At 44.4% G+C, this 11,211-nt stretch carries 11 protein-coding genes; 6 read left to right on the top strand and 5 right to left on the bottom strand.

Translation table 11 applies throughout. The features are described from left to right. Nucleotides 1-44 precede the first annotated feature (44 nt). Nucleotides 45-1,361 carry a polysaccharide deacetylase gene (locus V6W81_RS03535; RefSeq protein WP_338541565.1) on the bottom strand — a complete coding sequence of 439 codons (1,317 nt, stop codon included), beginning with the start codon at nt 1,359-1,361 and terminating at the stop codon, nt 45-47. A gap of 240 nt (nt 1,362-1,601) precedes the next feature. Here V6W81_RS03535 and V6W81_RS03530 point away from each other — a divergent pair, with 240 nt between their 5' ends. The 6 genes from V6W81_RS03530 (at nt 1,602) to V6W81_RS03505 (ending at nt 7,849) form a co-directional block, all read left to right on the top strand. Beyond that, nucleotides 1,602-2,258, top strand: coding sequence for a DedA family protein (locus V6W81_RS03530; protein WP_338541564.1), 657 nt, complete (start codon nt 1,602-1,604; stop codon nt 2,256-2,258). A 335-nt stretch (nt 2,259-2,593) separates the two neighbouring features. Beyond that, a complete protein-coding gene (locus V6W81_RS03525) occupies nt 2,594-4,120 on the top strand; it encodes a spore germination protein (RefSeq protein WP_430701004.1) in 1,527 nt (508 codons plus the stop codon). A gap of 15 nt (nt 4,121-4,135) precedes the next feature. After that, nucleotides 4,136-5,341: a Ger(x)C family spore germination protein gene (locus tag V6W81_RS03520; protein ID WP_338541562.1), complete on the top strand. Its 1,206-nt coding sequence runs from the start codon at nt 4,136-4,138 to the stop codon at nt 5,339-5,341. Nucleotides 5,342-5,350: 9 nt separating this feature from the next. Then, on the top strand, nt 5,351-5,587 hold the full coding sequence (locus V6W81_RS03515; RefSeq protein ID WP_056699819.1) for a hypothetical protein: 237 nt from the start codon (nt 5,351-5,353) through the stop codon (nt 5,585-5,587). Between the two features lie 18 nt (nt 5,588-5,605). Then, nucleotides 5,606-6,709 (top strand): GerAB/ArcD/ProY family transporter, encoded by a 1,104-nt coding sequence (locus V6W81_RS03510; protein ID WP_338541561.1) that lies wholly within the window; start codon nt 5,606-5,608, stop codon nt 6,707-6,709. Between the two features lie 42 nt (nt 6,710-6,751). Beyond that, entirely contained in the window at nt 6,752-7,849 is a 1,098-nt protein-coding gene (locus V6W81_RS03505) for a GerAB/ArcD/ProY family transporter (RefSeq protein WP_338541560.1), read from the top strand. Between the two features lie 180 nt (nt 7,850-8,029). Here the strand turns inward: V6W81_RS03505 and bcp are convergent, their stop codons facing one another. Genes bcp through V6W81_RS03485 form a run of 4 tightly spaced genes read right to left on the bottom strand, consistent with a single transcriptional unit; the run spans nt 8,030 to nt 11,166 of the window. Continuing rightward, nucleotides 8,030-8,500 carry a thioredoxin-dependent thiol peroxidase gene (bcp, locus tag V6W81_RS03500; RefSeq protein WP_338541559.1) on the bottom strand — a complete coding sequence of 157 codons (471 nt, stop codon included), beginning with the start codon at nt 8,498-8,500 and terminating at the stop codon, nt 8,030-8,032. Nucleotides 8,501-8,534: 34 nt separating this feature from the next. Further along, nucleotides 8,535-9,320 (bottom strand): ABC transporter permease, encoded by a 786-nt coding sequence (locus tag V6W81_RS03495; protein WP_145052392.1) that lies wholly within the window; start codon nt 9,318-9,320, stop codon nt 8,535-8,537. Between the two features lie 4 nt (nt 9,321-9,324). Further along, nucleotides 9,325-10,119: an ABC transporter permease gene (locus tag V6W81_RS03490; protein ID WP_056699805.1), complete on the bottom strand. Its 795-nt coding sequence runs from the start codon at nt 10,117-10,119 to the stop codon at nt 9,325-9,327. Then, complete coding sequence (locus tag V6W81_RS03485; protein ID WP_338541558.1) at nt 10,120-11,166, bottom strand: ABC transporter ATP-binding protein; 1,047 nt, start codon at nt 11,164-11,166, stop codon at nt 10,120-10,122. Nucleotides 11,167-11,211 lie beyond the last annotated feature (45 nt).

Raw genomic sequence — 11,211 nt, 5'->3', positions numbered from 1 at the left:
GTCATAGTAATCTATGATTTCAGTGTTGCCCGGAAGTAGAGAGATTAGACGTAGATTGTAAGATTTCCCCTGCTTATAGCAGCTACAGGAATGTTCGCCTTCACTGTCCATTCCAATTTATTAGATTTCATGGATTGGATGCTCAGCCCCATCTGCTCTAACAGATCTCGAAGCGGAACCCAAGTTGTACCGCCCTGACTTCGCACCTTCCCCTTCACGGTTTCGCCCGTTTGACCTAATCGTCCTGAAGTTAATTCTCCACTGATACTGCTTGCGTAGATTGTTCGGTCTTTCCAGACTACTGTAGCCGTTCTTGTTTCTGCATCCCAACGTGCATTACTGCCGAACTTCTTCATGAAGCTTCGCAAAGGCACCATGATCTGCTGCTCCTCTATTCGAAATTCTCCTGATTGCAAGGTCGCTGCAGCCATCCCTATTTCAACCTTTAGTTCCTTACCTGCGAGCCACAAGGCAGAATTGGGTTCCACATGCTCAGCAATCCAAGCTTTGCCGGGCGCCTTACGAGAAGCATATGCCCCATCGGACTTTACACGGAATTGGACAGGCTGATCAGAAGCCTTGATCGTATCGAATTGATAGTTTTGATCCTGATAATACCGGATAATTTCCGGCAGTGCTTTTACCGTTTCGGCGTGCGCTCCTCCATCATGCATTAATACAATAACTGAGCTAGTTCCAGCAGGCACCTTAGTAGCATTACGCAGGATTTCGCTCGCAGGTACACCTTTACGCTTCGAATCTCCACTGTCCACATTCCAATCCATCACGGTGTATCCACCTTGCTTCAACAGGTCAAAATAGCTTTGATCAAAGTGGCCATAGGTTCCACCTGGTGCTCTCAACAGATTAGGGCGGAGCCCGGTGATTCCATGAATCACTTCTTCTGTCTGTTTAATCTGTTTCCAGAATTCTTTAAAATCACTATATAATTCTTTGTAATTATGATTGAATGTATGATTCCCCAGAGCATGTCCATCTTCTACAATTGCTCGAATTAGTTCAGGATTCCGCTGTGCCTGCTCACCAAGTACGAAGAACGTGGCTGGCACCTCTTCTTTCCGCAAAATATCCAATACTTCCTGAGTGTGCAATCCAGGGCCATCATCGAAACTTAGATAGACCGTCTTCTTCTGATTATTTTTCTCGCTGGGAGTGGGTACATTAGAACCTGAAGCATAAGAAATGTCAGTTATCCCCGCGCACGTTGAAAATAAACTTATCGTTAGTACCATTCTTACTAGGAACGTCATCCATTGGGGGAACCTACATGTATGTTTTTGAGCACCATTCACGGACATATCCACTTCTACACTGATCTTTGCTTCCATGTTCTGCGTCATTTATGAATCAACCTCCAACGTTTCTAGTAAATTTGCTGATAGACTTCAGCGGATTTGTTAGAATTATATGGAGGGCATGTGAAAAAAAGACGTCATTCTTCACTATAATTTTTCGGATCGTATCGTATGGATTCAGATTGATTCTTTGCCATGAATTAGGTAGCATATCCTAAGCAAGACAGTCCGGGAGTTATGGTACGTTTCGTAACTCACACCTTAACCTCAGGAGAGTGAAAAGTATTGGAATTGCTTGAGAAGATCCAACATCTATTTGGATCCTATGGATATAGCGTATTATTTTTTGGATTGTTACTTGAATTCATTGCCCTCCCCTTCCCAGGTGAAACAACGATGGCGTACGCAGGGTATTTATCATACAAAGGACAGCTCGACTTCGGAATCCTTCTTATCCTTGCGTTTCTAGGAACGACAATTGGCATGACCATCACGTATTTTATTGGAGCTAAAGCAGGACTGCCGTTTATAACCCGCTATGGAAAATGGTTTTTATTGAAGCAGGACAAGCTGGATAAAACGCAAAAATGGTTTGGTAAATATGGTAACGGTCTGATCTTCATTGGCTATTTCATTCCAGGTGTGCGGCACTTTACAGGTTATTTTGCAGGCATCGCTGCGATTCCTTTTCGCAAATTCGCTCTCTACGCTTACTCGGGTGCACTATTCTGGGTTGTCCTATTTCTAGGCATCGGCAAATTATTCGGCCCTCAATGGAACGTCGTATTTCAACTCGCGCATCAGTACTCTGCGTACCTCCTAGCAGGTGTTGGATTCCTACTGTTAATTGCAGTTATGTACCGTTACCGCACTGTCTGGAGTCAACGTAATGTGAAGAAGAAAGCCCCTGTTCCCCAAAGACAAAAACAAAATGCAGACTAAAGTCGTCTGCAATGTGATCGAAATAACAAGAAACGAATACAACGAGTTAACACATGCCATTATAATGAGCCGCAGACGATGCAGCTCTTTTTTTTATTTTCAACTTATACAATAGCCTGGCACACGGGAAATAAACATACGCTACCCACACTGGAGAAGCTCATCCCCCGTTCTCCCAAAATACTCAACAATCGCCTCTTCATATAAATTCTATATGTAATCCGTTTGATTCAAGTAAGTTTATATAGCATCTTCATTACCCACACACTTTGTTGTCATAATCTGTATTCATCCAGGTCATACTACTTTGCAAATAAAGGTTGTACTGGGGGGATATGAATATGAGCATCGATGCGCAGAGTCATGATACAACGCAGCATATCAATCCGAATCTAAGTCAAAACATAGAGTACTGCAAAGAAATGATGGGAAACAGCAATGACCTGATGATCCGGCCTTTCCAATGCTTGCACAAATGGCCTGCAGTTCTTCTATATATCGATGGGCTCGTTGACGTACAAATCTTAAATCAGGCTATTCTGGAATCCCTGCTGCAGCGACGGGAACTCCCTGATTTTTCAGCAGATGATGAACATCTCATTTACCTGCAAAATGATGTTCTTGCCGCCAGTGAAGTATTACTTATTGAGGACATGGATGATGTATTAAATGCGATGATTGCAGGCTTTGCCATCCTATTGATTGAAGGCTCCGCGCGTGGTCTTAAGATTGGAGCTGCCGGGTGGGAAGATCGCTCTGTTGGCGAGCCGATATCACAGACTGTTGTCCGTGGCCCGATGGAAGGCTTTAACGAAAATTTACGTACCAATACAGCGATGATTCGTAGAAGAATACGGGATTCACGCCTCTGGATTGAAGAAAGAGAAATTGGACAGATCACCAAAACAAGAATCGCTGTGCTCTATATCAAGGATACGGTTAACAATGATGTCGTCGAGGAACTTAGAGAACGACTGGATGAGATCGATATTGATGGCATTCTGGAAGGCGGATATATCGAAGAATTTGTTCAGGATGAGACACGCACCATCTTCCCGACGGTCTATAACAGTGAACGACCCGATTCTGTAGCTGCTGCACTGCTTGAAGGTCGAGTGGCCATTATTGTGGATGGTACACCTTTTGTACTGCTTGTTCCGGCCTTGTTCGTACATTTCTTTCAATCTCCCGAGGACTATTATCAGCGGGCAGATATTAGCACATTGATCCGTATGATTCGGTACCTGGCTTTTTTTATCGCTTTGTTGGCTCCATCCTTCTACATTGCCATCTCGACCTTTCATCAAGAAATGTTGCCGACCAATCTATTGATCAGCCTAGCCGCACAACGAGAAGGTGTCCCCTTCCCAGCGTTCATTGAGGCATTGCTCATGGAATTAACCTACGAAATCTTACGAGAAGCCGGTATCCGAATTCCTAAAACGGTCGGACAGGCCGTCTCCATTGTAGGTACACTGGTTATCGGTCAGGCTGCGGTTGATGCTGGGGTCGTCTCAGCAGCCATGGTCATTATCGTTTCCATTACCGCAATCTCAAGTTACGTTATCCCAGAGAACGGTCTATCTATTTCTGTCCGAATTTTACGCTTCGTTCTGATGATTTTGGCGGCTGCCTTTGGTTTCTACGGCATCTTAATTGTGCTGTTAATTACCGTGACTCACCTGTGCACACTACGTTCATTCGGCGTACCGTACATGTCACCTTTTGCCCCATTCATTCAGAGTGACTTAAAAGATACGTTGTTCCGGGTACCTTGGCCTAATATGAGGACTCGCCCACAATCTACAAAATCACCGAACATCAATAGACAGCCTCCCAAAAAAAAGAAAAGACAGCGATAGTCAGGAGAACATGACATGAAGACTTCCTTACGCCTTATATCCTGCATTCTTGTAATACTTCCTCTTCTGACTGGATGTTGGGATCGTCAGGAGCTTAACGAGCTTGGCATTATGCTTGGTCTTGGTATAGACAAGGATGGCGACAAAGTAAAGGTTAGTGCCCAAGTTGTTGTACCTAGCGAGATCTCCTCCAAATCCGGTGGCGGAAGAGGTACACCGGTCACTCAGTACCAGGCCACAGCAGCCTCCATGTTAGAAGCCATTCAGAAGTTGACCGAAACAAGTCCACGTCGGATCTTCATGTCACATGTCCGCATACTTGTATTTGGAGAAGAATATGCGCGTGAAGAAGGAATATATGATGTTATGGAAGCACTCATGCGTGAGCCTACCGTTCGTCCTGATTATTACGTTATGGTGGCAAGGAAGACCCAAGCTTCCAACGTTCTCGATCTGCTTACACCCCTTGAGAACATTCCTGCCGAAAAGTTATTCAATTCGCTAGATGTCTCTTCCAAGATCTGGTCACCCACAACTACAGTAACGGGAGACGAGCTAATGGATACGATGTTATCCCCAGGTATACAGCCAGTGATCACTGGAGTGCAGGTTATAGGGGATCATAGTAAAAGCGGGGAACAAAGCAATATCGAAAGTATTGTCGTGCCTGCACACCTCAATACAACAGGACTCGCCGTTTTCCATAAGGACAAGCTGGTCGGTTGGTTGACCGAAAATGAATCCAAGGGATTCAACTACATCCGTGGCAATGTTAAAACGACCGTAGGTCATGTGGATTGTCCAAAGACGGAGGGCACGGTAACGATGAAGACACTCCGCACATCTACCGATCGCAAAGTAAAATTTGTGCACGGTGAACCTGTCATTAATCTTAAAGTTAAAAATGTCTCTTCCATTGGATCGGTGGAATGTAAATTTCAGATTGGTTCTATGACAGCCATCCATGAATTAGAGAAACTATCAGAGGAGCGACTCGTTGAGTTAATGAAGAATTCGGTCAATGCTGTGCGACGCAAATTCCATGTGGATATCTTCGGATTCGGACAAGATATATATCAGTCTAATCCTAAATACTTCAAAAAAGTAGAAAACAATTGGGATCAACATTTTGAAGATCTTGAAGTTAAATATGAAGCTAATTCACAAATCAGACGTGTGGGAACGTTAGATGACTCATTCCAAAATGAGCTAAAGGAGTGACAATATCATATGGTGCTCTCTATTTTAGCGGTAGTGATTGGAATTATCATCGGCTGGATTGACCTACCTACACTCTTTAAGAGTAAGCAATGGAAAGAAACTGCGGTATATAGCGTTCTACTGCTAGCTGGTATCACGTTCAGTGTCATTGCGGTCAATCTGTGGGAATTTCCGAGTCCACTTAAACTCATAATTTGGATATACGAACCAATCAATCAGTTTTTGGCGCGGATGACCGGTACTTAGCAAGAAGGGGGTGGGGATATGCTTGAGCAAGGACGGCTTGGAACAAGACAACTGGCTACGTTAACGATTATGATGGTTGTTGGCGACATGATGATGATCTATCCTTCCGTAATTACGTCCTATGCGAAGCAGGATGCGTGGATCTGTGCTTTGGTCGGTATCCCGTTGGGGATGGGTCTCATGGCCATGTTTCTTAAACTGGGCAATGCCTATCCGGGTCAGAACCTCGTGTCCATTTCCAGATCTATCCTGGGATATTGGCCAGGAACATTGCTATCACTGTTTTATTTGTATTTTTTTATAATCGGAGCTGCCACCCATTCCCGGGAGGTTGGGGACTTCATGACAACCCAAATCTTCCTATTCACACCGATCAGGGTGGTCATTCTGCTATTTATCATCGCGGTTGTGTGGGCTGTTTATCATGGTTTGGAGTCACTAGGACGAACTAGCGAAATTCTGTTACCTCTTGTTATTGTGTTTATCATCGTTCTAGTTGTTAGTTTATTACCTCAGGTAGATATCAACAATCTGAAGCCCTACAGGGAGAACAGCTTCGTTACCATAACTCAAGGTATCTTGGTTAGTATGATTTACCCAGTGGGAGAAGCTGTCCCCATTCTTATGCTTCTTCCTTATACAGCCAAAACCTCTCATCGAAATCTGGATGTCATCCTGGCTGCAGGCATTGGAAGTCTTATCCTCTCATCTTTGGTCACGATCTCTATGCTTGTTCTGGGTGCTTTTCTCACACAGCATAATATCTATGCTTCTTTCATTTTGTCGCAAAAAATTAACATCGGTGACTTTTTCCAGCGTATTGAAGCCTTTATGGCTTCGGCTTGGTTAATCTCTACTTATTTTAAAGCATGTATCTATCTGTACGTCTTCGTGTTGGGAACGGCCGAACTGTTTAACATGAAACAGTACCGTCGACTTATCCTGCCAACAGGCCTCCTGATTTTTGGACTTTCCAATGTGATTGCGCCTGGAATTACGTATATCATTATAACTGTCGTACCTTATTGGGTAGATTGGGATACTACGATTGGCATTATCCTTCCAGGATTACTTCTCATGATTCATTGGATTAAATCTCTTTCTCATCGAAAGAAATCATGAACAGTCAGCCAGAAAATCATGAGCGCTTAAAGGAGTCCGGGTATGAACAACGAAACGATTACACTTAAACAGTTCACAGCACTCACCTTCCTGGTCATCCTTGGCGACATGACCTTGATCTACCCTTCAATGGTTGCTGCCTCTGCTAAGCAGGATGCGTGGCTTGCTTCAATTGTAAGTCAACCACTAGGTCTACTGATTGTGTATGTCCTCTATAAACTCCACCGCACTCACCCTGAGTTGAACTTTGTTCAGATCTGTATGAAAATCCTTGGGAAGTGGATAGGAACTATTTTCACGATAGCGTATTTATTTTACTTTGCCATGATTGCCTTTACGTGTATAAGGGAAGTTGGAGATTTCTTGACTACGAAGATTTACATTGCAACTCCGATTCGAGCGATCATCATTCTGATGGTGGCGGCTCTAACCTGGGCTCTTCTCAAAGGAATTAGTGCCATCGGAGCAACGAGTGAAATTCTATTTCCTATCTTTGTGTTGTTCATGCTTATTCTGCTCCTTGGTCTCTTGCCACAAGTCGAGTTATCTCGTCTCAAGCCCATACTTAACTCAAGTATGCTCGAATTCTGGAAGGGCGTTGCGATAGGTGCCTTCTCTCCTTTTGGGGACATACTTGCACTAATGATGGTTATTCCTTATGTCCGCACGAAGACCCATCTCAAGCGAGATTTGTTGTTGTCATCTCTGTCAGCGGGTACCATGCTCACATTTCTTATTTTGTTGTCGTTGGCAGTTGCAGGGTCTTTTATTACCCAACATAACATCTATATCTCTTATTTCTTGTCCAAAAAAATTAACATCGGAGGTTCGTTTCTTCGGATTGAGGCAATGATGGCTTCCGCCTGGCTGATCTCTACATATTTCAAAAGCCTCATGTACATGTATTCGTTTGTAGCAGGTGTTGCTCAATTGTTCCAACTTAAAACTCATAAAATGCTGATCCTACCGTCCTCCATGTTATTTTTCTCCATGGCTGTGCTGCTCGCCCCCAATGTGCTGTACTATTTGGTCATCACCGGCGATACTTGGCTCATGTGGGATATCACAACAGGATTTCTCATTCCATTGCTGTTGTTGTTGGTTCACCGAATTCGAAACGGCAAGTCCAAGCAGAGTTAAACATGGCTTTATATGAAAAGTTGTTTACAAGCAATTGAATAAGGAATGTGCGATAAGTCCATGCTTTCTGGATGATCTCTAACTAGCCAAAAAAGGCCATGTTTCAAGGAATAGTCCATTCCTCAAACACAGCCCTTTTATTTTTGTTCATCAGTTTTACAGTTAACATTGCTGCCTATCCTAGCTCGATAACTCCCGAACAGCCTCAAGTGCAGCTTCGATATGTCCCTTCACTCGCACTTTCGACCAATCCTTCATGAGTTTCCCCTCTTCGTCAATCAAAAAGGTGGAGCGAACAATGCCCATATATTCTTTGCCATACATCTTCTTAAGCTGCCATACGCCATACTGCTCTGCTACTTGATGTTTCTCATCTGATAACAAGGTAAATGGCAGTCCATGCTTGGAAATGAATTTGTCGTGCTGCTTCATCGGATCTATACTGATACCCAAAATGACCGTATTCAATCCTTGAAACTCTTCATGTCGATCCCGAAAATCACAGGCCTGCTGTGTGCACGAAGAAGTCATATCTTTAGGGTAAAAATAAAGCACTACCCGCTGTCCACGATAGTCGGACAACTTAACATTCTCTCCCGTACTCGACGGAAGTTCAAAATCAGGAGCCATCTGGCCTACGGTTAATGTCATCTCAATTCCTCCCTAATCAATTGCGATATGTAAATTACGAACCTGCTCCGCGATACCGTTTCACGCCGTAATTCCATAGAATTAAGCCCACCGAGCCAAATACCAGACCCATCACAGGTGTTAGCAGTGCCATACGATGCATCTCAGATCGTTCCAGGAACAGCGCTGCTGGATAGATGCCCACAAAGGCAAATGGAATAATCCAAGTTAACAGCACCTGTATCGCACGATTGTAGATCGTTACTGGATAACGACCATACCCTTGAATGTTGTACATCAAAGGGAGAATTCCTGTCGGTGCGTCAGAATAAAACGAGAGCGAGGTCAGGATTGTATAAATACCCGTGTAGATCATGACTGAGCTTAGTGCCAGAATGATCAGAGCCGGAATATGCCACCACTCCAGTACCAATCCCATTTCTGCTCCGCTTATCCCCATGATAATCAAACCAATGAACGAACCAACCAGCGCCGGCGGATCGACATTCTCTAGCAAGATCTGGAACAGATTATGCGCAGGCCGAGTCAGTATGCGATCCATCTCACCTTTGACGATATAACGTTCACTGAACCCCCACAGATTAACGAAGCAGCTAAAGATACCGTACGGCACCATAAAGTATCCATAGACGAAGAGAACTTCACTCTCACTCCAGCCACCTAGATTATCCGTATGACGGAAAACAACAAAGATAAAGATCAGGTTGGTTGCCTGAAACAACAGATCCGATATAATTTCAACCCAGAAGTCGGCACGATAGGTGAGCCTTGTTTTCATGTAATTTTTGAGATATTCGCCGATTAAACTTAAATAATACATTCCGTTAACCCCCTTGCACGAACAAACGCTTACGCGCTTGCCGCCAGATCAGCATCATCGGAATCAGCAGCAGAACAAACCACAGCACCTGAATACCGAGTACATTCCATATGCCTGTGCCTTCTACTCTTCCTGTAAATACAGAACCGGGCAGATACGTAATCGCTTGGAAAGGCAACAGCTTCATGATGGTTGACAACCAATCTGGATATAAGCTAATCGGAATAATTAAACCAGAGAACAGATCCACGACAACCCGTTTCATGCGCATCATACCTTCGTTATTTTCCACAAAGAATGCCGCAAGTCCCGTAATGACGTTAATCTGGGAATTAATTAAGAAACTGAAGAACAGCATCACCAGAAAACCAATCCACGCCGAAGGCGCAGTAGGCAGCTCTACCGGGAAGAGAAGAATGGCAATCAGCATGCCGGGTATCATGAGCAGCAAGAAGCGGAATATACCTTCACCAAGTCCTTGCATCATTTTGACCATCACATAGTTAATCGGCCTGATGAATTGAATCGCAATGGAGCCATCCCGAATGTCAGCCGCAATCTCCCGATCCAGGTTGTTAAAATAAAATGCTCTCGCCATCCACGACACCGCAACATACGTCGTCATCTGAGCAGCCGTAAAGCCGCCAATTTCTCCGCTTCCTCCGTAAATGGCTTGCCAGGTAAAGTAATACACGCCGATATTCAGCGTATATATCAAAATGCCGGAGTAATAATTCACCCGGTATGCCAGCATCGTTAGAAAACGAATGCGCATGAAATCAATAAATGCACTGTTCATCTAAGATACACCCACCGCTTCGTTGTTTGCCGCTACAATCTCAGGGCGCTCAGCGGATCCAGATTGATAGATACTACGTACGATCTCGTCCGTATTAATCTCAACAATCTGAATATCGGTAATATCAGCCTGTCCAACAACTCTTCCCAGCACGTCTGATACATTAAGCTCCAATGGGATCCAGACCGAAGCCGAGAGCTCGTTCTCCACTGTCCAGCGTACAGGCATCGCGGCAGTCCATTCCTCCATTTGGCTCATCGTGTGCGCAGTGCCGAACTTGAAGCGAATCTCTCGCTCAGTTCCCCATTGGGATTTCAGATGATCCAAGCCGCCATCATAGATGATGTTTCCTGCATCCAGCATAATTACTCTCGAACAAAGCGCCTCAATATCCTGAAGATCGTGGGTGGTCAACAAAATAGTTGTACCATGCTGCTTGTTCATGTCTTTCAAAAATTCCCGAATCTCGGACTTCACGACAATATCAAGTCCAATGGTCGGTTCGTCCAAAAATACAATGCCTGGATTATGTAGCAAGGCTGCTACTAGCTCACAGCGCATACGCTGTCCAAGGCTAAGCTTACGTACTGGACGGCTGAGCAGGTCTTGAAGCTGTAGCCGCTCAACAAGCTCATCCAGTCGTTTACGGAAATCTACTTCACCTACGCGGTATACTTTGCGTAGCAAATGGAAGGATTCAATAACGCCAATATCCCACCAGAGCTGACTACGCTGACCAAATACGACGCCAATGTTCTGTACAAACTTCTCCCGTTCCAGATAAGGAACATATCCACCAACCGATATTTGGCCTGAAGTAGGCACTAAAATGCCGGTCAACATCTTAATTGTTGTTGATTTGCCGGCACCGTTCTCCCCGATATATCCGCAAATTTCGCCTTGCGGAATTTGAAACGAAATGTCGTTTACAGCCAATACCTCCTGGTATTGACGCGCAAACAAATCCTGAAACGCGCCCTTGAGCCCTCCACGGCTCTTCTGAACGCTAAACGACTTGCGTAAATCTTTGACATCAATCGCCAGCATGATTATACCTCACTTGGATTTTGTTGAAATTGCTTGTAGCCCAAA

This window comes from Paenibacillus tundrae (genome assembly GCF_036884255.1).
Classification (GTDB): domain Bacteria; phylum Bacillota; class Bacilli; order Paenibacillales; family Paenibacillaceae; genus Paenibacillus.
The sequence above is the reverse complement of the archived record's forward strand: the minus strand, read 5'-3'. Positions and strand labels throughout refer to the sequence as shown.

Excerpts from the sequence above, each read along its gene's own strand:
- V6W81_RS03535 (WP_338541565.1), bottom strand. The coding sequence starts at position 1,361 with ATGACGCAGAACATGGAAGCAAAGATCAGTGTAGAAGTGGATATGTCC.
- V6W81_RS03525 (WP_430701004.1), top strand. The coding sequence starts at position 2,594 with ATGAATATGAGCATCGATGCGCAGAGTCATGATACAACGCAGCATATC.
- V6W81_RS03520 (WP_338541562.1), top strand. The coding sequence starts at position 4,136 with ATGAAGACTTCCTTACGCCTTATATCCTGCATTCTTGTAATACTTCCT.
- V6W81_RS03515 (WP_056699819.1), top strand. The coding sequence starts at position 5,351 with ATGGTGCTCTCTATTTTAGCGGTAGTGATTGGAATTATCATCGGCTGG.
- V6W81_RS03510 (WP_338541561.1), top strand. The coding sequence starts at position 5,606 with ATGCTTGAGCAAGGACGGCTTGGAACAAGACAACTGGCTACGTTAACG.
- V6W81_RS03505 (WP_338541560.1), top strand. The coding sequence starts at position 6,752 with ATGAACAACGAAACGATTACACTTAAACAGTTCACAGCACTCACCTTC.
- bcp (WP_338541559.1), bottom strand. The coding sequence starts at position 8,500 with ATGACATTAACCGTAGGCCAGATGGCTCCTGATTTTGAACTTCCGTCG.
- V6W81_RS03495 (WP_145052392.1), bottom strand. The coding sequence starts at position 9,320 with ATGTATTATTTAAGTTTAATCGGCGAATATCTCAAAAATTACATGAAA.
- V6W81_RS03490 (WP_056699805.1), bottom strand. The coding sequence starts at position 10,119 with ATGAACAGTGCATTTATTGATTTCATGCGCATTCGTTTTCTAACGATG.
- V6W81_RS03485 (WP_338541558.1), bottom strand. The coding sequence starts at position 11,166 with ATGCTGGCGATTGATGTCAAAGATTTACGCAAGTCGTTTAGCGTTCAG.